This is a genomic window from Jeotgalibacillus haloalkalitolerans (assembly GCF_034427455.1).
In the GTDB taxonomy this organism is placed as follows: Bacteria; Bacillota; Bacilli; order Bacillales; family Jeotgalibacillaceae; genus Jeotgalibacillus; species Jeotgalibacillus haloalkalitolerans.
Genome location: NZ_JAXQNN010000002.1, coordinates 217,118 through 240,871, shown reverse-complemented (window position 1 = coordinate 240,871; position 23,754 = coordinate 217,118). Strand labels below are relative to the sequence as shown.

Annotated in this window: 20 protein-coding genes; all 20 read right to left on the bottom strand. The window is 41.9% G+C overall.

Annotation, left to right across the window (positions count from 1 at the left end):
- Positions 1–13: 13 nt before the first annotated feature.
- Positions 14–805, bottom strand: coding sequence for a YmfK family protein (locus UFB30_RS06055; protein WP_322420793.1), 792 nt, complete (start codon positions 803–805; stop codon positions 14–16).
- Between the two features lie 145 nt (positions 806–950).
- A complete protein-coding gene (locus tag UFB30_RS06050) occupies positions 951–1,208 on the bottom strand; it encodes a DUF3243 domain-containing protein (protein ID WP_322420792.1) in 258 nt (85 codons plus the stop codon).
- Positions 1,209–1,283: 75 nt separating this feature from the next.
- Positions 1,284–2,003 carry an elongation factor P 5-aminopentanone reductase gene (gene ymfI, locus UFB30_RS06045; RefSeq protein ID WP_322420791.1) on the bottom strand — a complete coding sequence of 240 codons (720 nt, stop codon included), beginning with the start codon at positions 2,001–2,003 and terminating at the stop codon, positions 1,284–1,286.
- The gene (gene yfmH, locus UFB30_RS06040; protein WP_322420790.1) at positions 1,996–3,291 is read right to left on the bottom strand and encodes an EF-P 5-aminopentanol modification-associated protein YfmH; all 1,296 of its coding nucleotides are present in this window, start codon (positions 3,289–3,291) and stop codon (positions 1,996–1,998) included. The genes ymfI and yfmH overlap by 8 nt, the downstream gene beginning before the upstream one ends.
- Positions 3,284–4,564 carry an EF-P 5-aminopentanol modification-associated protein YfmF gene (gene yfmF, locus UFB30_RS06035; protein WP_322420789.1) on the bottom strand — a complete coding sequence of 427 codons (1,281 nt, stop codon included), beginning with the start codon at positions 4,562–4,564 and terminating at the stop codon, positions 3,284–3,286. The genes yfmH and yfmF overlap by 8 nt, the downstream gene beginning before the upstream one ends.
- A 140-nt stretch (positions 4,565–4,704) precedes the next feature.
- On the bottom strand, positions 4,705–5,661 hold the full coding sequence (locus tag UFB30_RS06030) for an ABC transporter permease (RefSeq protein ID WP_322420788.1): 957 nt from the start codon (positions 5,659–5,661) through the stop codon (positions 4,705–4,707).
- Complete coding sequence (locus UFB30_RS06025) at positions 5,662–6,714, bottom strand: ABC transporter permease (protein ID WP_322420787.1); 1,053 nt, start codon at positions 6,712–6,714, stop codon at positions 5,662–5,664.
- Positions 6,707–8,239: an ABC transporter ATP-binding protein gene (locus UFB30_RS06020; protein WP_322420786.1), complete on the bottom strand. Its 1,533-nt coding sequence runs from the start codon at positions 8,237–8,239 to the stop codon at positions 6,707–6,709. The genes UFB30_RS06025 and UFB30_RS06020 overlap by 8 nt, the downstream gene beginning before the upstream one ends.
- 186 nt (positions 8,240–8,425) lie before the next feature.
- Positions 8,426–9,505, bottom strand: a complete 1,080-nt coding sequence (locus UFB30_RS06015; RefSeq protein ID WP_322420785.1) for a BMP family lipoprotein — start codon at positions 9,503–9,505, stop codon at positions 8,426–8,428.
- 51 nt (positions 9,506–9,556) lie between these two features.
- Positions 9,557–10,282 (bottom strand): GntR family transcriptional regulator, encoded by a 726-nt coding sequence (locus UFB30_RS06010; protein WP_322420784.1) that lies wholly within the window; start codon positions 10,280–10,282, stop codon positions 9,557–9,559.
- Positions 10,283–10,684: 402 nt separating this feature from the next.
- Positions 10,685–13,027 carry an FtsK/SpoIIIE family DNA translocase gene (locus UFB30_RS06005; RefSeq protein WP_322420783.1) on the bottom strand — a complete coding sequence of 781 codons (2,343 nt, stop codon included), beginning with the start codon at positions 13,025–13,027 and terminating at the stop codon, positions 10,685–10,687.
- 83 nt (positions 13,028–13,110) lie between these two features.
- Positions 13,111–14,778, bottom strand: a complete 1,668-nt coding sequence (locus UFB30_RS06000) for a ribonuclease J (protein WP_322420782.1) — start codon at positions 14,776–14,778, stop codon at positions 13,111–13,113.
- A gap of 148 nt (positions 14,779–14,926) precedes the next feature.
- On the bottom strand, positions 14,927–15,820 hold the full coding sequence (dapA, locus tag UFB30_RS05995; RefSeq protein WP_322420781.1) for a 4-hydroxy-tetrahydrodipicolinate synthase: 894 nt from the start codon (positions 15,818–15,820) through the stop codon (positions 14,927–14,929).
- A gap of 5 nt (positions 15,821–15,825) precedes the next feature.
- On the bottom strand, positions 15,826–17,010 hold the full coding sequence (locus UFB30_RS05990; protein ID WP_322420780.1) for an aspartate kinase: 1,185 nt from the start codon (positions 17,008–17,010) through the stop codon (positions 15,826–15,828).
- A gap of 27 nt (positions 17,011–17,037) precedes the next feature.
- Complete coding sequence (locus UFB30_RS05985) at positions 17,038–18,081, bottom strand: aspartate-semialdehyde dehydrogenase (protein ID WP_322420779.1); 1,044 nt, start codon at positions 18,079–18,081, stop codon at positions 17,038–17,040.
- 100 nt (positions 18,082–18,181) lie between these two features.
- Positions 18,182–18,781 carry a dipicolinate synthase subunit B gene (dpaB, locus tag UFB30_RS05980; RefSeq protein WP_322420778.1) on the bottom strand — a complete coding sequence of 200 codons (600 nt, stop codon included), beginning with the start codon at positions 18,779–18,781 and terminating at the stop codon, positions 18,182–18,184.
- Positions 18,782–18,785: 4 nt separating this feature from the next.
- Positions 18,786–19,670, bottom strand: coding sequence for a dipicolinate synthase subunit DpsA (dpsA, locus tag UFB30_RS05975; protein WP_322420777.1), 885 nt, complete (start codon positions 19,668–19,670; stop codon positions 18,786–18,788).
- A gap of 16 nt (positions 19,671–19,686) precedes the next feature.
- Positions 19,687–19,971, bottom strand: a complete 285-nt coding sequence (locus UFB30_RS05970; RefSeq protein WP_322420776.1) for a YlmC/YmxH family sporulation protein — start codon at positions 19,969–19,971, stop codon at positions 19,687–19,689.
- A gap of 204 nt (positions 19,972–20,175) precedes the next feature.
- Positions 20,176–21,411 carry a M16 family metallopeptidase gene (locus UFB30_RS05965; RefSeq protein ID WP_322420775.1) on the bottom strand — a complete coding sequence of 412 codons (1,236 nt, stop codon included), beginning with the start codon at positions 21,409–21,411 and terminating at the stop codon, positions 20,176–20,178.
- A gap of 159 nt (positions 21,412–21,570) precedes the next feature.
- Positions 21,571–23,685: a polyribonucleotide nucleotidyltransferase gene (gene pnp, locus UFB30_RS05960; RefSeq protein WP_322420774.1), complete on the bottom strand. Its 2,115-nt coding sequence runs from the start codon at positions 23,683–23,685 to the stop codon at positions 21,571–21,573.
- Positions 23,686–23,754: the final 69 nt, after the last annotated feature.

Here is a 23,754-nt window from a genome sequence, read left to right as displayed (position 1 = left end):
CACCTGCCAATACTTAAAAGTCAAATTCCCCAAAATCAGATCCGCTGAACATTGTGTTTTTATGCAGCATATCATATGTAATTTCTTCATCCGGATCATGTCGGAGTTCAATAATATAATCAAAATCATCAATAGAATATTCCGTGTTCTCAACAAAAATATCCGGATGTTCAATCACTTTGATTGATGGCATCCTCATGATCTCCCTCACAAGCTGCCAGTGCTTATCAGAAGAACGCTGAGTTGACACGACCCCGTCTATAATAAATAAATTATTTTCATTATACTCATCAGGTATTAATTTATCACGCACTGTCTGTTTTAATAAAGTGGATGAAACAAACAGCCATTTCTTATTCGCGCATACGCTCGCTGCAACGATTGATTCGGTTTTACCGACGCGTGGTAATCCACGGATGCCAATCAGTTTGTGACCGTCCTGCTTATAGAGTTCTGCCATAAAATCAACAAGAAGACCCAGTTCATCGCGGATAAACCTGAATGTTTTTTTATCATCGGCATCTCTTTGAATATACCGGCCATGACGGACAGCCATTCTGTCACGAAGTTTAGGTTCTCTGAGCTTTGTCATCTGGATTGTATCCATTGTACGGAGGATTAATTCGAGTCTGACAATTTGTTCATCACTCCTGGCAAGCAGGAGCATCCCTCTTCGTCCTTCATCCACACCGTTAATTGTAACGATATTGATCGAAAGCATACCAAGCAGAGATGAAATATCACCAAGCAGACCAGGACGGTTTTTTTGAATTTCATACTCCAGATACCATTCCTTTTTCTCCATGGTGTCAGCTCCTTAATATCATAACTTTCATATCTATAAGGTTAATAATAAAGCATTTGAATGGAATAGAAAAGGAAAAACAAAAAATGGATCGAAATAAGTAGAAAATTGCCTCCTCAACGATCTGAGGGGGCAATTTTCAGCTTTAATGATTGACTGATCCGCCTGATAGACGAATCATCAGATTTGCAAGAACGTGCTGTTCTTTTTCATCAGCTGCTTTCCACAAATCTGCCAGCACTCTTTCCTGTTCATTTTTTGGATCGACGTTTTTAGCTAAGTAATCTCCAATCTGAAATGCTACTTCTGACATCTTTTCTTTATCCATACCCTGCTTTTGTGCTGCAATTACCTTGTCTCCAAGAAAGTCTTTCCACTGCTGCCAGTTATCCAGAATCGACATGTTTTCTCCTCCTTTAATCATGAACCTTATACGGCTCATCACTAGTATGAACAATAGAGAAAAAAATATGCCCCTTCAGCTGTACCATCCACCATTGACAGAGAGCACCTGTGCATGAATATATGTAGATTGCTCTCCTGTTAAAAACACCACCGCATCAGCAATTTCCTCCGGACGGGCAAATCTTCCTGCAGGGATTTCGTCTTCAATTCCTGCTTTTACATCTTCATCGTAATGGGCTGTCATCGCAGTACTAACTGCACCTGGTGCTACCGCATTCACTCTGATTCCATTTGGCGCAAGCTCTTTCCCAAGTGCTTTGACAAAAGAAATCTGGGCTCCCTTAACTGCTGAATACATGACCTCATAAGAAGCGCCGGTTTCACCCCAGATTGAAGTGACAAACACGATAGACGCTCCCTGCTTACGCCGCATTCCAGGTATCAGCCTGCGAAGCATTCTGCCGGGCTGATACAAATGAACTTTCCAGAGCTTCTCCATCTCTTCATCAGGCGTTTCTTCAAATAAACCTTCATAATGATGACCGCCTGCATGAATGAAAATATCCGGCTGTATAAGACTGCTGGTGACCTGATCAACCTGCTGGCTGTTTGTCAGATCCATCTGAAGCGGAATCAGCTGATCTCTTCTTTCAGTATACTCGTATAGATCCTGAACCTTTTGACTATTGGATTGATACTGGGCAATCACAGTATGACCTGAAAGGATAAGTTTTTTACACACTTCGAATCCGATCCCCCCACTGCTGCCGAGTACTAATGCCGTCTTACCCATTGACTTTAGGCAGGATGTAGAAGCTTGTCATTCTGTCTTCTTTTACAAGGGAAGAAAATGCTTCGTGCACGTCTTCCAGTGTAATGGTTTCAAGAACCGGTACCGCTTCAAACAGGTCCATCCCGTTAAATGCATACCGCGTAAATTGATTCGCTATAAACTCAGGTGAATTCAGTGACCGGAGAAAACCGCCGATATTTTTCTTCTTCACAGACTGAAGCTGATCTTCAGTAATAGAAGGCGATTGCACTTCCTTTAAAATAATCTGTTTGATCCGCTCAGACAGCTTTTCCGGATTGGATGTGTTACTGCCGATTAATGCAAATCCGAAATTGTTTTCCTGAGTGAAATCATATGAAAAGTGGTCATCAATCAATCCTTGATCGTATAAGGAGGTATAATGGTCTGACGTTTTTCCGAACAATACATCAAGCGCTGTATTAACAGCAAGCTCTTTTTTCATTAACTGCAGACCGCTGATGTCTTTTTCAGCAGACTTGATCCCAACCATACACTTTGCCACCTGAACGTCCATATGAAGCTCGTGATGGGCTCTGTTCACTTCTTCAGGCTCATCTTCAAACTTCCTCGCGATTTTCTCTTCAGGCTCGAAATGTTTTTCCTGCTGATTTTGCCTGATGTGATTCATCACGTCTTCAGGTTCAACAGACCCCACAATAAACAGCATCATATTCGATGGATGATAAAAAGTATGATAGCACTCATAAAGGTGATCTTTTGTGATTGATGAAATGGATTCAACGGTTCCCGCTATATCCACCTTAACCGGATGATTTTTAAACATGTTTTCAATCGCTCCAAAATACAGGCGCCAATCTGCATTGTCATCATACATTGTAATTTCCTGACCAATAATCCCTTTTTCTTTTTCAACAGTCTCTTCAGTAAAATAAGGTGCCTGCACAAAATCAATCAGGACGTCCAGATTTTCACTGAAATTTGAGGTGCTTGAAAATAAATACGCTGTGCGGGTAAATGAAGTAAATGCATTTGCAGAAGCACCGTTCATGCTGAATTTCTGAAAAACATCTCCATCTTCTTTTTCAAACATTTTATGTTCAAGGAAATGTGCTACACCATCCGGCACTTGTGTAAAATCGTCTTCACCAAGCGGAATGAACCGGTTATCTATTGAACCATACTTTGTTGTAAAGGTGGCGAACGTTTTATTAAAATCTTTCTTTGGTAAAATGCACACCTGTAAACCGTTATCCATTGTTTCCATATAAATTTCTTCTTCAAGCTGAGAAAATACTTTTTTACGCACTTTCAGCCACCTCCTTTGCAGTTAACACATACGTTGTATCTTTAATCAGCTTATTAGCTGCTTTTATCACGTGCTCTTTGGACACCTGCTCAATCCCTTTAAACCATTCATTGATATGCACAGGAATTCCCGCAGTCTCCCCCTGATAGAGCACCTCAACAATGCCCCTCGGAGAGTCCAGTGTTTCAAGCATCTGGTTTGTCATAACTGCTTTAGTCTGACTGAGTTCCTGTTCAGAGATTTCTCCGTTTTTAATTGCTTCCAGCTGTTTTTCAATAATTTCCTCAGCCTGATCAATTTTACCTGGATCAACGCCTGACATAATTACAATCAGCCCTTTATGACTTTCAAGACGGCTTGCAGCATAGTAAGCAAGGCTTGCTTTTTCACGGACATTAATAAATAGCTTTGAATGCGGAAATCCTCCCAGAATCCCGTTCATAACAGCCATCGGTAGATAGTCAGGATCACCATACACAGTTTGTGATCGGTACCCGATATTCAGCTTACCCTGTTTAATATGCTGAGTTTCCACTATCTTCTTAGACTCATCCACTTGAATCTGATGATGATCAGCATAAATATTTCCACGTTCACTCAATGTAAATTTATCACTGCACAGGGACGCCATCTGCTCAACTTCTATATCTCCAACGATATACAAGTCAACTTCATCATGTTGAATCATCTGCTCATAAGTCTGATATAGACTTTCCGGTGTAACGCTTTCTAATTCTGATTCGATTCCGTTAGGATGCAGGGAATACGCTTCTTCACTGCACATCTCTTCTACAAGACGCTGAGATGCATAGCGCATTTTATCATCTTTTACAGCCTTCAGCTTCTGTTTCAGCGTACGTTTTTCCGCCTCAACCACTTTTTCGCTGAACACACCATTTTCAAGCAGAGGGTGGAAGATCATTTCATTTAACACATCCATGGCTTTTTCAGATAGAGGCGTTTTATCCTGAAGATACTTTTCATTCGGCACGTCAACAGCAAAAGTCAAAATATGATATTCACCCTTTTTATTTACATCAACAGAGGCACTTGCACCATATAAATCGTCAAGATGACTTCTGAATAAAGCAGTTGTCGGCCATTTGGCAGTACTGCTCTGAAGAACGTAAGGCAGCAGCGCTCTTGCAGTGACTGCCTCTTTGGATAAAAGCGATTTGAACTTAAAAACAAATTGATTCGTTTTAAATTTTTTTGTTTTTACCATTCTTATGTTTAAGCCGTTTTGTTGAATTTTATGTTCGTCTAAATGCATAAAGGTTCCTCCCGGATTCATGATCGCTTTATAGTATTTATATTCTCTATACTCACTATACATTTGATGATACTTGTACAACAAGCATTTATGACTAGAATAAAAAAACCGTCTGACAATTGCTCAGACGGTTTCAATATTTATCTGCTTCCTTTGATATAAGGCTTACCGATTGATTTTGGTGCATCAGCCCGTCCGATGAATCCTGCAAGTGCAAGGATTGTCAGAATATAAGGCGCTGATAATAGGATCCAGTTTGGCACGTCCGCAAGTAACGGAAAGCTTGATCCAATGATTGCAAGGGATTGAGCAAGCCCGAAGAACATTGCAGCACCCATAGCACCAAGTGGATGCCATTTACCGAAAATAACGGCAGCCAGTGCGATAAAGCCCTGTCCTGTAATGGTACCTGCGCTGAAATCCTGTGTGATGGTCTGTGCATACACACCACCGCCGAGTCCACCAAAGATACCTGACAGGAATACAGCAATGTAACGCATTCTGTATACGTTAATACCCATTGTATCTGCAGCCATCGGATGCTCACCTACTGAGCGTAAACGGAGACCGAATGGCGTTTTAAATAATACAAACCACGCACCAATTGCAACAAAAATTGCAAGATAAGACGTCACATAGTTGTTAAAGAAAATTGGACCGATTACGGGAATATCATAAAGTAATGGTATTCTTTCATAATACAAAGGCTCTGGAATCTTCGGCGTCTGTCCTGCACCGTACCAGTCTTTTATCAGATAAACACCCAGGCCCAGGGCAAGGAAGTTGATTGCAACCCCACTGACAACCTGATCAGCCCGGAATGAGATTGAGGCTACAGCGTGCAGCAGCGAGAATAAACCGCCAATGACCATTGCAACGATCAGCGCAACCCATGGTGTCCATCCTCCCATAGCTGAAGCGAATGTAATATTGAATACAACAGCAGCAAAAGCACCAATCACCATTAATCCTTCAAGACCGATATTAACAACACCAGACCGCTCAGAGAAGACACCGCCTATAGCTGTAAAGATTAGCGGGGCTGATGCAAATAGCATGGATTTAACTAAAATTTCAATTGCTGATAAAACATCCATTTATTTTGCCCCCTTTTTGAGACGCTGCAGCAGATACGCAATAATGTAGCTGGATGCAACAAAGAAAATGATAATGGCTATAACAATTTCAACCAATTCAGTTGGTACGCCCGATTGGAGCGGCATGATCAGGGCACCCTGTTTCAGGATTCCAAATAATGCAGCTGCCAGGATAACACCAATAGCAACATTTCCACCAAGAAGTGCAACGGCGATTCCATCAAATCCTACTCCTGAGAATGCACCATGGATGAATCCGTATCCGAATGTTCCGAGTCCTTCCATAGCGCCTCCAAGGCCGGCAAAAGCCCCTGAAATGACCATTGAAAGAATAATATTGCGGTTAACATTCATACCTGCATACTCTGAAGCATGCTGGTTAAACCCTACTGAACGCAGCTCGAAGCCGGTTGTTGTCTTTTCGAGAACAACAAAGTAAATAATGGCTGCTGCAAGTGCCAGGAATATACCGTAATGCATTGTAGAAAATTCAGTCAGTGTTTCAAAGAATGGAGACTTAAGTGAAGCTGACTCAGGCACGCGGTCTGTCGTATTCTGCTGATCTGAAATGACATAACGCACAAGGTAGTTACATAAGTGAAGTGCAATATAGTTCATCATGATTGTCACAATTACTTCGTGAACACGCAGCCTTGCTTTTAAAAGACCGGGAACAAAAGCCCACAGCGCACCAGCCACAGCACCGGCTAAAATCGCCATTGGCAGGTGGATGATTTTCGGCAGATCAAATGCCAGCCCTACCCAGACAGAAGCAACCCAGCCTACTAAAAGCTGACCTTCTACACCAATGTTAAACAGCCCTGTGCGGAAAGCAAACGCCACTGCAAGACCCGCAAATATATAAGGTGTAATCTGTCTGATTGTTTCACCGATATAAAAACCTTCTCCCAGGGAGCCGGCAAGAAGTGCTGAGTATCCCTCTATCGGATTATAGCCTGAAACCAGCATAACAATGGCTCCAACCAGTAAACCGAGAACAACTGAGATAACAGGAATCAGAATCTTCTGCCATCTGCTGAATTGATTAAACATTCTCTGCTTCACCCGCCTTATTCTTAGACCCTGCCATCAGTAACCCAAGCTCCTGCTCGGTTGTCGTTTTAGGATCAACAATTTCAATAATACTTCCATCATAAATGACTGCGATACGGTCACTTACATTAATAATTTCTTCAAGTTCAAATGATACGAGCAGAACTGCTTTCCCATTATCACGCTGTTCAATCAGGCGTTTATGAATAAATTCAATTGCCCCTACATCAAGTCCACGCGTCGGCTGCGCAGCAATCAGAAGATCCGGATCACGGTCAACTTCACGGCCGATGATTGCCTTTTGCTGGTTACCACCTGAAAGTGCACGTGCCGGAGTAGTTTCAGAAGGTGTACGGACATCAAATTCCTGAATCAGTTTTTTAGCCTGTTTGTTAATTTCTTTGTTATTCAGCAGGCTGTATTTTGAATATGGTTTGTGATAGTACGTCTGAAGGACCATATTATCTCCGATTGGAAAATCGAGGACAAGCCCGTGCTTATGTCTGTCCTGAGGAATATGCCCAACGCCCGCTTCAGTGATTTTTCTTGTTTTATATGAAGATAAGTCCTGATCATTTAGCTTAATGGTTCCGGACGAAATCTTTCTGAGTCCTGTAATGGCTTCGATCAGTTCAGACTGGCCGTTACCATCAACTCCTGCAATGCCGACAATTTCCCCTGCTCTGACTGTCAGGTCGAGGTTTTTCACAGCATTGACGCCACGTGAATCTTTCACATTTAATTTGGAGATTTCAAGCACATTGTGTGCAGGATTAGAGTCCGTTTTATCCGTTTTAAATGTAACTTCTCTTCCTACCATCAGACTTGCGAGCTGATCCGGCGTTGTTCCTTCTACATCAAGCGTATCAATCCCAACTCCTTTACGGATGACTGTCACGCGGTCACATACCTCAATAATCTCTTTCAGTTTATGTGTAATCAGAATAATAGATTTCCCTTCAGCAATCAGTGTTCTGAAAATCTGAATTAATTCTTTAATCTCCTGAGGTGTCAGTACTGCTGTAGGCTCATCGAAGATCAGAATTTCCGCACCGCGGTATAACGTTTTTAAGATTTCAACACGCTGCTGCATTCCTACAGAAATATCAGCAATCTTTGCTTTTGGATCTACCTTTAACCCGTAACGGTCTGAAATTTCCTGAACTTCCTTTTCAGCTTTTTTCATATCAATATTCAAGCCTTTTTTCGGTTCAAGACCAAGAACGATATTTTCAGTTACGGTAAACGTGTCTACAAGCATAAAGTGCTGGTGAACCATCCCGATCCCAAGATCATTTGCAACGTTGGGACTCGTAATCTTCACTTCCTTGCCGCGTACTTTGATTTCACCCTTCTCTGGCTGGTACAGTCCAAACAGAACATTCATTAACGTTGACTTTCCTGCCCCGTTTTCCCCTAATAGCGCATGAATTTCACCCTTCTTCAATTGAAGCGTGATATTATCATTTGCGACTATTCCCGGAAACTCTTTTCGGATGTCGAGCATCTCTATTACATAATCCATCCGTTATCACTCCTTTATTTATCATGCGGTGGTAGGTTGAATGAGGTCTGACTTCTTTTACCAGACCTTTCCTGAAAAATGCTAAATGAAGAAGGAAGAAAATTTCCCTTATTCAGTTAACATTCTTGCAAAAAAAAAGGGAATTTCAGGACTGAAACAGCCCCTCCATTCCCTATGCATTTGTTATTACTCAAGTGTAGACGGTACTTCGATTTCACCATCAACGATTTGCTGCTGGTAGTTTGCAATCTCATCAAGGATTTCCTGTGACAGGTTGTCCTGGCTTTCAGCGATCGCAATACCTTCTTCCTGAATACCGTACTCAATTACTTCTCCGCCAGGGAACTCGCCATCCATAGCACGTTTTGAGATATCCTGAACAGCAACGTCAACACGCTTAACCATTGAAGTAAGTGTTACATTGTCTTCTCCAACCTGACCTTCTTCCCACTGGTCACGGTCAACTCCAATTACCCAAACCTGACGATCCGGATCCTGTTGCTTAAGGTTTTTCGCTTCTGTGAATACGCCGTTACCAGTTCCGCCTGCTGCGTGATAGATTACGTCAACGCCTGAACCGTACATTGATGCCGCAATCTGCTGACCACGCGCTGCATCATTGAAGTCACCAGCGAATTCAATCTGAACATCTGCATCCGGATTAACTGCTTCAACACCAGCCTGGAAACCTGCTGCGAATTTGTTAATCAGGTCAGATTCAACTCCGCCTACAAATCCGATCTGGTCAGATTCAGTTGCAAGACCTGCTGCAACACCAACAAGGAAAGAACCTTCATGCTCTTTAAAAGTAATTGAAGCTACATTATCGCCTTCAGATACATCATCAATCAGAGCGAAGTTTGTATCAGCGTTTTGGCTTGCTACCTCTGTTAATGCCTGATTTAAAAGGAAACCAACACCAAAAACAAGGTTGAAGTCATTACGTACTGCTGTGTTCATGTTTGTTACATAGTCTGCATCGTTATTAGACTGGAAGTAAGTATAACCATCTGTACCTTCTTCAAGACCATTATCAGCACCGAACTGCTGAAGACCTTCCCATGCTGACTGGTTGAATGACTTATCATCAACACCGCCAGTATCAGTTACCATTGCTACTTTGAAGTCACTTGTTTCTTCAGTGCCTTCTCCGCCGCCATTGCCCTCATCTGTACCTGTGTCAGCTTCATCGCTTCCACACGCTGCAAGAACAGTACCTGCTGCAAGAATCATAGAAAGTGCTACTCCGTACTTACGCTTTTTCATTTTGTTACCCCCTAAAAATTTTTCGTGTATTAGTAGGAATGCATAAATGCATTAAACACGCTTACGTACAACATGAAAACTGAATCGATCAGCTTTAAAATAATTCAGAGAATATAAAATAGGCTGATCTTTGTCATCATAATGAAGCTGCTTTAAAACGAGTAAAGCAGTTTCTGGTTCACATCCCAGAATAGGAGATACTTTCTCGTGATAGCCTGCAGGTTCAATGTGGGTAACCGCATAAGATATGTACATACCCCCATTTTCCTCAAGCAGAGAGAAGATCGATCTGTCCTGATGTGTAAATGAAGCAGGCATCAGATCTGCAGGTATTTTATCAACGCAATAAACCACCGGGTCCCCATTTGCTGTTCTGACCCGTTCAATGATCGTCATGTCATCATCCGGCGAACAGTTGAAGCGGTTCATATCTTCATCAGTGGGCTGGTGTAATGACGAACTCAAGAATACTGTTCCCGGTTCCATCCCTGCCATACGGATCATATCAGTTACACTGTACAACTGTTCAATCCCTGATGAAAATAATGGTTTTGCATTTACAAACGTCCCTACACCATGACGTCTGACAATTCTGTTTTCTTCCTCCAGAATTCTCAATGCTTCTCTTAATGTAGCTCTGCTGATACCCAGCTGCCTCGAAAGTTCAAATTCCGAGGGTAAGCGTTCTTTTTCCTTATAAACGCCTTTTTCGATATCTTTCTTCAGACGATCTATGACCTGAAGATACAGATGCCGATTATCTGATTTAATAGTCATATGAAGACACCACCAACTCTTTTGACATCAGACATCTGATGTATTTCATTCCTACTAATCGAAAATACTATAACACTTTTCTTTTATAAAAGGAATACAATTGTGTAGTTTTCACAAAAATTCTTTCTATTTGATTACATAATAATTACATTTGTTACAACATTATAAAGAACAGTGAAATGAAGCCCTTTTCATTGGTAATTAAAGGTATTTAAATAAATCTTTCTAACGTTATAGTATTTTTGAAAGCGGTAACAATAGTATATCCTATTCTATTAATTCTTGTATATAGGTCAGACCTCGAATGTCTGATTTTTTTTATAACTATGAATAAAATCACGAAACACTTATTTTTATAGATCAAAAGGGTGAGGCAAATGCGCCTCACCCTGCTTTAATTCTCTATTCCTCTTCAACTTTACCTTTTAATACTGTTCTGGGCTTACTGCCTTCATACGGTCCCACAACCCCCTGCTGCTCCATGGCATCGATTAATCTGGCAGCACGGGTGTAACCAATACGGAATCTCCTTTGCAGCATGGATACCGAAGCTGTCTGCATATCGACAACAAGATCCACTGCTTCGCCGTATAATTCATCATCAGATTCTTCAGGTTTGGTTTCATCTACTTCGTCAGGTATCATTTCTTCCTGATATTGTGCTTTCTGCTGTTCAATCACAGCATTTACCACTTTTTCAACTTCATCATCGCTCAAAAATGCACCTTGTACTCTTACAGGTTTGTTAGCGCCAACGGGCATAAACAGCATATCCCCCCGGCCGAGAAGTTTCTCAGCTCCACCGGTATCCAAAATCGTCCTTGAGTCAATCTGTGACGAGACTGCAAACGCAATTCTCGATGGGATATTAGCTTTAATCACCCCTGTGATGACATCTACAGATGGTCTTTGAGTGGCGATTATTAAGTGAATGCCTGCTGCACGTGCCATTTGTGCAAGTCTTGTAATGGAGTCTTCAACATCACTTGAAGCCACCATCATCAGATCTGCCAGCTCATCCACGATTACAACAATAAAAGGAAGCTGGGGCTGTTTTTCTTCATTTTTCTCGTTATGTTTCCTTACATACTCATTGTAGCCTTCAATATTTCTTGTGCCTGTATGAGAAAACAGATCATATCTTCGTTCCATTTCACTTACGACTTTTTTAAGTGCCTGAGATGCTTTTCTGGCGTCTGTTACAACAGGTGCCAGCAGATGAGGGATCCCGTTATAAACATTTAATTCGACCATCTTAGGGTCAATCATCATGAGCTTTACTTCATGCGGTTTTGCGCGCATCAGAATGGATACGATAATGCCATTAATACAGACTGATTTACCACTTCCTGTTGCTCCTGCCACAAGCATGTGAGGCATTTTATTCAGTTCAGCGGCAACAGCTTCACCGGTAATATCTCTACCAAGCCCAATCAGCAGCTTGGCATCATCTCGTTTACTTTTATTCGCTTCAAGCACTTCTCTTAACGATACCATTGCGACTTCAGTATTCGGTACTTCGATTCCGATTGCGGATTTACCTGGGATCGGAGCTTCGATACGGATATCTTTCGCTGCAAGCGCCAGTGCAAGGTCATCATTTAAATTAACGATTTTACTGACCTTAACGCCAACATCCGGATGTACTTCATACTTTGTTACAGCCGGACCAAGGTGAACCTGGGTCACTTTTGCTCTGACACCAAAGCTTTGAAAAGTCTTTTCAAGTTTTGAAGCATTTTTCTGTATTGCTTTGTATTCACTGCTCTGATCAGCATGCGGAGGTACAGCCAGAAGATCTAATGCAGGTATCTGATATTCCTTGTTCTCCACTTCTTCAACGCCCGGTGAAGAAGTAAACTCTTCAAGAGCAGGATCAGGCAGCTCTTCCTCAGAATCCATTTTATCATCAGGCTGATCTGTTGCTGTTACTGCATTCTGTACAGGAGCTGCTTTTTCGGCAAAACTGGATATTAACGGCTCAAAGCCCTCGGGCTCACTTTCTGTTTCTTCCGGTATTGCTTCAGGTTCTTTTGGTTTTCTCGAAGCAGTCCGCCTTGAAATTTGAGTCTGTTTTCGTTTTGCATGTTTTGCTTGCTGTTTTTCACTGAACCACTCTGTCACGATGGTTATTAACCCTTTCAGCTTTTCTGCGATCCAGCTGACAAACATTCTTCCCGTCTCTCCAATTGATTTACCGGACAACATGATCAGTCCAATAATCATCAGCGTAGCGGCTGCAACCTTTGAACCGGCAGATCCAAACAGCAGATTGAAAATAGCATAAATCAATGCACCAATCATACCTGCACCCGCATTTACATTAAATTCATCAGTCAGAATCGTATGTGTCTGAACCAGAACGCTATTGTTTGTCATGAGTTGATCACGTTCGAGCTGATCAAACAGTAATACATGGCTCAAGAGAAAAATGCTGATCAGGATGAACATGCTTCCCAGGATTCTGGATCCTTTAAATGAAGGAAACCCTCTGTATAAAATGGCGTAGACTGACAGCAGGATAATGGCTACCGGAAACAGCAGCTGAAAATTCCCGATCAGGTACGTAAAAATCAACGTAAGTATTTGACCGGCTGCACCCAGCTGAAAGGCAGCAATCAAAGCAAGCGCAATCATAACGATGCCTGTCAGTTCATATGTAAGGGGTGTATTTTTTTTACGCGTTCTTGCCTTTTTTCTGTCTTGAGGCTTTCTTTTAACTGGTTTTCTTTTGGCTTCAGCCATATGATCTTCCTCCTTTTCCGGCTGAAAAAAACAGACAGAAAAATTCTGCCTGTTTTTGATTAAATCGTTCAGTCATTTTCAGATTATACTTCCATAATGATCGGTAAAATCATCGGACGGCGTTTGGTACGAGTGTAAAGCAGATGATTCAATGAGTCTCTGATCTCCTGCTTGATACCAGACCAGTCAAATGTACGGTTTTCAACGTTTTTCTCAACAATATTTCTGACAGCAGTTACTGACTCTTCCATCAGCTTTTCTGATTCTCTGACATAGACAAATCCGCGTGAAATGACTTCAGGCCCTGCAGCAATTGTTTTTGTCTTGCGGTTCAGTGTGACAACAACCAGCAGAACGCCATCCTGAGACAACAGTCTTCTGTCACGCAGGACAATGTTTCCTACATCTCCTACACCTTTACCATCAATCAGCACATTGCCAGTCTGAATCCGGCCGCTCATCTTCATCTTACCTGACTGGTATTCAACAATGTCACCTTTATCAGCAATAAATATATTGGAACGCGGAATACCCATTTCTTCAGCAAGACGTCCATGAGTAATCAAATGACGATATTCTCCCTGAATCGGAATAAAATATTTAGGCTTCATTAAGTTCATCATCATTTTTAAGTCTTCCTGGCTGCCGTGGCCTGACACATGGACATTCTTACTTGATGTCAGAACGTTAGCCCCTGCTTTTGTCATTTCATTCACAGAACGATACAAATAGACTTCCATTCCCGGAGACGGCGTAAATGTAATTAATACTGTATCACCCTCCTGAATGTTCACAATCGGATGAGTCTGATTTGCCATAGATTCCATGACTTTAAAAGGTTCGTCATGCGTTCCGGATAAAATAATGACAATTTCATCATCATTGTACTGATCAATTTCATGCGGCTTAATGCGAGTTTCCTCTTCATATGATAAATGCTCAAGTCTTGAAGCAACATTCACTACACGTTCAGCCGCTTCTCCTATGACAGCGACTTTTCTTCCTGAAGCAGCTGCGGCATCAAAAATTTGCTGAATACGAATCAGGTTTGATGCATAACATGTGACAATCACTCTTCCATTTGCCTGACTGATACTGTTCGAAACATGCTTTTCAATGACAGCTTCAGATGTCGTATGTCCCGGCTTTTCAGCTTCAGTACTATCTGAAAGCAGCGCAAATACACCTTTATCTCCAAGCTTCGCCATTTTTCCGATATTCGAGGCATATCCACCCTTCGAAGCCTGGTCAAACTTGAATTCACCAGTATGTACAATCGCACCTTCTGACGTATGAATCGCAATACCGAGTGAATCAGGGATACTGTGCGTGGTATTAAAGAACGTCACATTAACAGAATCAAATTTCATATTACTTTTCTCATGAACAGTATAGAACTTCACGCGCTCTTTAAATCCATATTCTTTTAAAAGCGCTTTTGCAAGTGCAACTGTCAGTTTTGAGCCGTATACAGGCACTTTTACCTTTTCAAGTAAATAAGGAAGCGAGCCAATAGAATCATCATGACCGTGCGTCAGGAAGATCGCTTTTACCCGCTCTTTATTTGCTTCAATATATTGAAAGTCCGGAATGACAATATCGATACCGAACATCTCATCCTCAGGAAACATTAACCCTGAATCAATAATAAATAAATCTTCGTCCACTTCAATGACGTACATGTTTTTTCCTATCTCGCCTACACCGCCGAGAGGAATAATTTTTACCTTTTCGTTTTTATCTTTAGACAAACTGATTTCCTCCTACAAAAATGTTATCCGATCTTTTGAAACAGCTGTGTTCATTATACTGTAAGATTGGAAAACTGTACATGTATTTGTGATCCTTCAAAAATAGAAAGGTCTTTTTCCGGATCGGAAAAAGACCTTCTGATGATCTTTATGAAATACGGGACATTGCTGTTTGAAAATGACTGACTGCATTTAGCAGCTCGATTTCTTCATTTTGATCAAGCTCCACTAACGGCAGCCTTACACCTCCGCATAATATTCCCTGATGATTTAATGCTGACTTAACCGGTGAAGGACTCGGCTGAGCAAACAATGCTCTAGTTAAAGGCAGCAGCAGCTGGTGAATGGAAGCTGCTTTTGAAAGTTCTCCATTCAGAAAGCAACTGATCATCTTCTGCATTTCATTTCCTGCTACATGAGAGGTAACTGAAACAACGCCTGCTCCTCCAATTGATAGAAGTGGCAAAGTCAGTCCATCATCGCCGCTGTATACAGAAAATTGATCATCTGTACCTGCGATAATCTCTGTCATCTGGTCCAGGCTGCCACTTGCCTCTTTCACTGCAACAATATTAGGTACCTTAGATAGCTCAATGATTGTTTCCGGTTCAATATTGACAGCTGAACGCCCGGGGATATTATAAATCATGACAGGCAGCCCAGCATGATTTGCTATTTCTTCAAAGTGTTTTTTTAACCCCGCCTGACTCGGTTTGCTGTAATAAGGTGCCACAAGCATGATTGCGTCCACCCCAGCGTCTTTTGCAGCCAGTGACAGACTGATGCTGGATTCAGTGTTATTTGTACCTGTACCTGCTACAACCGGTACTCTGCCGTTGACAATGTCTACAGTTGCTTTAAATAGCTCGATTTTTTCTTTTGATGATAATGTTGGAGATTCTCCCGTTGTGCCTGCCACAACGAGCGAATCTGTTCCATTGTCTATCAGGTGATTAATAAGATTTTCCAATCTGCTGTAATCAATGTGATTGTACTGATCAAATGGGGTAGCCATTGCAGTGGAAACTCTGCCAAAATTCATCTTCTTCACTCCTGTATGGTTACTAGTTCATTTTTTATAAAAAACTGATGCAGCAGCTGCTGGGCCAATGCTGACTTGTCACTGTCAAGCAGGATCCAGAACGTTAAATGACTGTCAGCTGTCTGCCAGATACTGATTTGATTTTTTGTCAGCAGGGTTACGATTGAAGAAGCTACTCCTGGACGTCCTGCAATACTGCTTCCGATTAATGCAATCTTGGACACGTGCTCTCTGGATTTGAAGTATATTTGCTGGTTGTTCAAGATCATTTTCAAATCAGCATAATCTTCCTGCTGAATGGTAAACTTTACTTCAATCGGCTGAATTGAAATCAGATCTATACTGATCCCTTCTTCAGCAAGTAATCTGAAAATAGAATCACAGTCCTGTGCCTGCACAGATATCTGAACAAGGTTCTCAACAGCGGTTACAGAGTGGATGGAATCTGTTGAATCTTCAGATGAACCAATCCACGTTCCACCTTCCCCCGATAAATCACCTGTCCAGACAGGAATTCTTCCCTTCCTTGCCCATTCAACTGCTTTCGGGTGAATGATTTTAGCTCCCTGATGAGCAATATGAAAAGCCTCATCATAGGACAGGCGATTCACAACCGCGGCATGATCGACAATACGAGGATCCCCACTCATAATACCAGCCACATCCGTATACAGTCTACATACTGCAGCATTGATGCTTGCTGCGATTGCACATGCGGATGTATCACTACCGCCGCGACCGAGAGTAGAGGTTCTTCCTTTATCATCTTCCCCCTGGAAGCCTGGAACGATAATCACATCTGTATACTTTAATGCTTCTAGAAGAACCTGGATATTGACTGAGCTGATATCAGCGTTATATGTCTGCCGGGTTTTGATTCCCGCCTGTTTACCTGTCAGGATTTCACTGTTAACTCCTTCGTAGTGAAGAGCGGCAGAAAATACAGCCGCTGATATGAGTTCCCCGCATGACAGTAAAAGAGATTTCTGGTGGGACGGCAGATCACGTGAATCAGTCAGTGAGAGCAGGGTATCTGTGGCATACGGGTCTCCCATTCTGCCCATAGCTGATACAACGGCAATCACCTGGTGTTTACGCTCTAATTCACGTTTTACATTCAGAACTGCTGCTTCCCTTTTATATGATTCAGATAAAGAAGTACCACCGAATTTCAACACTGAAATTGGCAAAGTTACGCTCCTCTCTGAGAGTGCGCATTATACAAGTTTTAGTTTTATCAGACTTTCTGCGATTTGTACTGAATTCCACGCAGCTCCTTTTAATAGGTTATCTGACACAATCCACATATGGAATCCATGATCCTCATCGGGATCTTTTCTAACTCTGCCGACAAATACATCTGTTTTGCCTGCTGCTGTGCTAGGCATCGGGTATTCCTGCTGATCAGGGTTATCCTGCAGTGTAACGCCAGGAGCTTCTGACAGAATTCTGTGAATATCAGCCGTATTTTTCCCTTTTTCCGACACTTCAATATAAACAGATTCTGCATGCCCTGTTTCAACCGGGAGTCTTACACAGGTAGCTGAGACCTTAAGCTCCGGCATATGCATGATTTTCTTGGTTTCATTAATCATTTTCATTTCTTCAAATGTATAGCCGTTTGTATCAAATACATCAATTTGCGGAACAGCATTAAAAGCGATCTGATAATGCTTCTGATCACCTTTAACAGGTAAAACATTTGCTTCAGGCTCTTCACCATTCAGAATTGCCTGTGACTGTGTTTTCATTTCATCAATTGCCTGTACGCCTGCGCCCGAAACTGCCTGATACGTAGAAACAATCACTTTCGTCAGTCCAAGCTCTTTTCTGATCGGCTCAAGCGCCGCAACCATTTGAATCGTTGAACAATTCGGATTTGCAATAATACCTTTATGCTGCTGAAGATCCAATTCATTCACTTCAGGAACGACCAGCGGAACATCCGGGTCCATTCTGAATGCGCTTGTATTATCTATAACAATTGCGCCGCGTTTTGCCGCTTCAGGAGCAAGCTGTTTTGAAATGCTTCCTCCTGCAGAAAACAGGGCAATATCAATTCCTTCAAAGCTTTCTGGTGTTGCTTCTTCTACAGTTACCGGAGCACCTTTGAACTGTATCGTCTGACCTGCAGATCTGGCTGATGAAAGGAGTTTAATTGTTTCGACTGGAAAATCCCTCTGCTCAAGCATTGAAAGCATCTGAGTTCCGACTGCTCCTGTTGCACCTACTACTGCTACATTGTATCCTGTACCTTTCATAATAAAAACTCCCTTCTACTCTTTCCCTGTGATGCGTTAGACAGGTAAAGCGCTAATGTGTATTCATACAACACATTGTATCATTTATTCTTTCAATTTCTCAATCTCTTTTACTCAAAGAACGTAAGGTTATGACAGGCTGATGCTGCCTTCCTTTAATTGCCTGCACAACCGTCTCAGGAATTTCCTCCATATGTGCGACTAATGAGTTCGGTTTATTCTCTGGATCATCCTGACTGAATGGGACAAAAAATAAATTCTTTGCAGCCATCAGCTTCATCAGATTCATCCCGTTCAATCCAAGACCATCATTGGTTGATATTGCGGTGACGACCGGTTTATGATTACGCATAGTCGCTTTAGCTGCCATTAACACAGGTGAATCTGTCAACGCATTGGCGAGCTTGGCAAGAGAATTCCCTGTCAATGGTGCAATCACCATACAATCGAGTGGTGTAGCCGGTCCAAGCGGTTCAGCTTCTGCTATTGTTCTGATACATGGGTGACCGGCTGCCTTTTCAATTTTTTTGACCCATTCTTCACCCTCGCCGAATCTTGTATTAGTTGTCTGCATCGTGAAGCTGACAACAGGTATAATGTCAGCGCCCATTTCCTTCAGTTTTATTAATTGCGGTAATGCTAAATGATAAGTGCAGTGGGAGCCAGTAAATCCAAAACCAATTCTTTTTCCTTCCAGCATCTGCTTACTCTCCTTTTTCAATAATCTGATCGAGAATAGCCTTAGCCAGTATTTCACCGGCTGTCTTTGGTGCTATCAGTCCGGGAAGGCTTGGCGCTTCTAAGTAATTTATATTTTTCTGCCTGGCCAGTTCCTGCTGTCTGACAGCTGGATGAGAAGCAAGTTCGATAATAAAGATACCTGGATGACATGCAGATAAAGTTCTTTCATTGATCAAGTCCAGACCCGGGATTGTATTAATCCAAACATTGGTGTCAGTTAAGTATTCATCTAAGTTTTTTAATGACTCTGCACTAACACCCAGTTCATGCATTCTTGCAATCTCTGCTTTTACAACTGATAAAGCGGTGACATTCGCACCGAGCGCATGAAGGACCCTGGCAGCAGTTACTCCTACCCTTCCACATCCGGTAATGGTTATATTTGCACCATGAATTGTATAATCTGTATGCTGGATCATCAGCCAAAGTAATCCTTCAACGGTTGGAATTGAGTTTTGAATGGCAATATCATCCTGCTCAAACAGACAGATAAACTCTTTTGCACTTTCAGACGTCCATGGTGTTTGAATACCTGAAAATAATAAGCATTTTTCCGGTGTTCTTTTCAACAGATCGTGACTGATGGTGAGATTAGAGGCACTGAAAGAAGATTTAATTTCCCCGCTGGATGAAATCCCGCTGACCGGAAAAATCAGTGCATCAAGCGCTTCATAAGGGATCTCCCCAATCAGTACTTTCCTGTATCCCGGCTCAGTCAGATTTAACTGATCAAAGCCGCATAAAAAAACTTCGGCACCTTTTTTGCATAATGCTTCAGCGATCACAAGCTGTCTTGCGTCGCCTCCAATGACAGCTGTTTTCTTTCCGATTAAGCCCTCTCTATTCACCAAGCATCCACTCACTTCATTCTTCTTTATTCTCCGGTATATTATGTAATTGCTGCTCTACTTGTGATTGTTTTCCTTTAATAAGAATCAACTCTTTCCCTACTGCATGAACACTTTTCCACGGAATTGCATACTCATCTTTTGACCTGTTAAAAGGATTTGTTTTTCCAGCCGGAACCAGTATATTGATGATCTCTCCTGTTTCATCATTAAACTCAACATCAGCATTACCCAAAATCCCCATTCTTTCTGCCTGATCTATATTAATCATTTCTTTACGGTAAAGTTCACTCATTCTCATTATATTTCCTCCCCTGTTTTGAATGTCTTACATGATTAAGCAGACCGGTTTACTGGTCTCCACAATGCTATTCGCCGCAACTGACAGCCAGACAGAAACAATCATGGACTAACCGTCAATAAAGTTGCTGATCTTCAAATATATGCTTAACTTTAAGAAATATAAAAAAAGGATGAGACACATATGTCCCACCCTTAACAGCATTTATATTGAAACTTTTTCTCCCTGGGGTGATATAACGGATGAAGCAAAGCTGCCTCCGAGGATCTGATCCGCCACCCTTTTAACAGACGCCTGTGATACCTGATCAATTTTTTCAATCAGTTCATCCATTGAACGGTGTCTGCCAAGCATTAATTCATTTTTACCGTTTCGGCTCATTCTTGCATTTGTGCTCTCAAGGCCCAGTACCAGATTACCTTTTAACTGTTCTTTAGAAGAGTCAAGTTCATCATCTGTTAAGCCATCTGCCTTTAACTTTGCTGTTGTTGACTGGATCGTTTCGTAAAGGGCGTCCAGCTGCTCAGCTCCTGTGCCGGCATAAATTGTTAACAGACCGCTGTCACGATGGGCTGAATGGTAGGAAAAGACTGAATAAGCAAGTCCTTTATCTTCTCTGACATCCTGAAACAGTCTTGATGACATACTGCCGCCCAGCACGTTATTCATGACGATCAGGCTGTAAGTATCCTCATGCCCGATCGGAAGACCGTCGAACCCGAGACACAGGTGTGCCTGTTCAGTTTCTTTTCTTCTTGATAAATGGTGATTATAAAAGACAGGCTGTTCATTTTTATTTCTATCATTTAAAGAAGAAGTATAGTCACCGAATAACGCTTCGATCTCTTTTATAAATTCTGGACCAATATTTCCGGCAACGGAAACCACTACATCTTCAGGACGGTACATCTCGTACACATATTTCTTCAGGTCATCACTTGAAAATGACTTTAATGTAGACTCAGTTCCAAGGATCGGGAAACCAAGAGGATGGTTGCCGTAAACTGCTTCTCCAAGCAGATCATGCACGATATCATCAGGTGTGTCCTCATACATTTTAATTTCTTCAAGTACAACATTTTTTTCTTTTTCCAGCTCATCTGCATCATACACTGAGTTAAAGAACATGTCTGCAAGCACTTCTAATGCATGCTTCGCATGATTATCCAGTACTTTTGCGTAATAACATGTATATTCCTTGGATGTAAATGCATTGACATGTCCGCCAATTCTGTCAAATTCCTCTGCAATTTTTCTTGCAGAACGTTCTTTTGTGCCTTTGAACAGCATATGCTCTATAAAGTGGGAAATACCGTTATTATGCTGATTTTCATCCCTGGAGCCTGTACCGATCCAGATTCCTACTGCAGCAGATCTTACTGAAGGTATGTGCTCATATACAATTCTTAAACCATTTTTACAGGTGTGACGTGTAATCATAAAAACATCTCCTAAACTTATTGCACTTAATGAAACATTTTACTATGGTTATCGATTTTTTTCATCTGTGAAAGCTTTAAAACCGGTAAACTTAGTCTGTTTCATCTTTTTCACGATTAAATTGCATAGAAAAACCGGCTGAAGCAGCCGGTTTTTATCTTATTTCTGTTCTTCTCTTTCTTTCTGCTCTTTCAGAACAGCTTTTCGGGACAGGTTTACACGTCCCTGATTATCAATTTCTGTTACCTTCACTTCAATCTGGTCTCCAAGTGAAAGAACATCTTCCACTTTGTTCGTACGTTCTTCCTGAAGTTCAGAAATATGCACAAGCCCATCTTTACCACTGAAGATCTCAACGAAAGCACCGAACTTCTCAATGCGTTTCACTTTTCCAAGGTAGTTTTGCCCTACTTTTGCTTCTCTGACCATATCTTCGATGATTTGCTTCGCTTTCGCGTTCATTTCAGAGTCAGCTGAAGCAATGAAGACTGTGCCATCCTGCTCGATATCAATTTTAACGCCTGTTTCTTCAATAATCTTATTGATTGTTTTACCACTTGGTCCAATGACGTCGCGGATTTTGTCAGGATTAATTGATAGCTGAATAATTTTTGGTGCGTATTCAGAAAGTTCTTTTCTCGGTTCACTGATTGTAGCAAGCATCGAATCCAGAATGTGCATTCTGCCTTCTTTTGCCTGCATCAGTGCTTCTTCAAGAATTTCTTTTGTCAGACCTTCAATCTTAATATCCATTTGAAGTGCCGTTACACCTTTAGCTGTACCCGCTACTTTAAAGTCCATGTCACCAAGGAAATCTTCCATTCCCTGAATATCAGTAAGAATTGTATAATCCTCTCCTGATTTTACAAGACCCATCGCAATACCCGCTACAGGAGCTTTCAACGGTACACCTGCATCCATCATTGCAAGCGTACTTGCACAGATACTTGCCTGTGAAGTTGACCCGTTAGACTCAAGTACTTCTGATACAAGACGGATCGTGTAAGGGAAGTCCTTTTCATCAGGAAGAACTTTTTCAAGTGCACGTTCACCAAGTGCACCGTGACCGATTTCACGACGGCCCGGTCCGCGGATTGGACCTGTTTCCCCTACGCTGAATAACGGGAAGTTGTAATGGTGCATGAATCGCTTGGATTCTTCAAGACCAAGACCATCAATAATCTGAACATCACCCAGTGGTCCCAGTGTCGCAATACTAAGCGCCTGAGTCTGACCGCGGGTGAAAAGACCGGATCCGTGCGTTCTTGGCAGCGTTCCAACTTCTGATGACAGCGGTCTGATTTCATTTGGCTTACGGCCATCCGGACGAAGCTTGTCCTGTGTGATCTGGCGTCGGACTTCAGCTTTGACCATCTGATCAAGTGCTTTTTTCGCATCTTTCACGTAGTCCTCATCTGCTTCTTCCTCTTCAAGAACAGCAAGCACTTCATTTTTCACAGTGGAGATTGCTTCATCTCTCGCATGCTTTTCGTGTGTCTGTACAGCAGAGACCAGCTTTTCTCCGGCCATCTCCTGCATTCTGCCCACTACATCAGCATCAAGCTCTGCAAGCACGATCTCTCTTTTTTCTTTACCGCATGCTGCAACAATCTCTTCCTGGAATGCAATCAGCTTTTTAATTTCTTCGTGACCGAACATAATTGCTTCAAGCATCTTTTCTTCTGATACTTCAAAAGCGCCTGCCTCAACCATATTGATCGCATCTTTTGTACCTGCAACAATTAATTCCATTTCACTCTTGTGCTGCTGTTCAATTGTCGGATTGATAATAAACTCTCCATCAATTAATCCAACCATTACACCGGCGATCGGTCCGCCAAATGGAATATCAGAAACACAAAGTGAAAGTGAAGATCCAAACATTGCTGCCATTTCAGATGAGCAATCCTGATCTACACTCATAACCATACTCATAATCTGAACATCATTACGGAATCCATCCGGGAATAAAGGACGGATCGGACGGTCAATCAGACGGCTTGTTAATACAGCACGCTCACTTGGGCGTCCCTCACGCTTAATAAATCCACCCGGAATTTTACCGACTGAATACATTCTTTCTTCATAATTAACGGTTAATGGGAAGAAGTCGAGCGGCTTTGGCTCTTTAGAACCAACTGCCGTACTTAGTACAACTGTATCGCCATATCGGATAAGTGCAGCTCCACTTGCCTGCTTTGCGAGTTGACCAACTTCAACTGTAAGTTCTCTTCCTGCCCAGTTGGTTGTGAAAACCTGTTTCTTCTGATCCATCTAAAAACCCCTTTCTGTGTTAAACATAGGAAATCATTTTTGCTGCTCTTTTCACTATGTACAAAATGT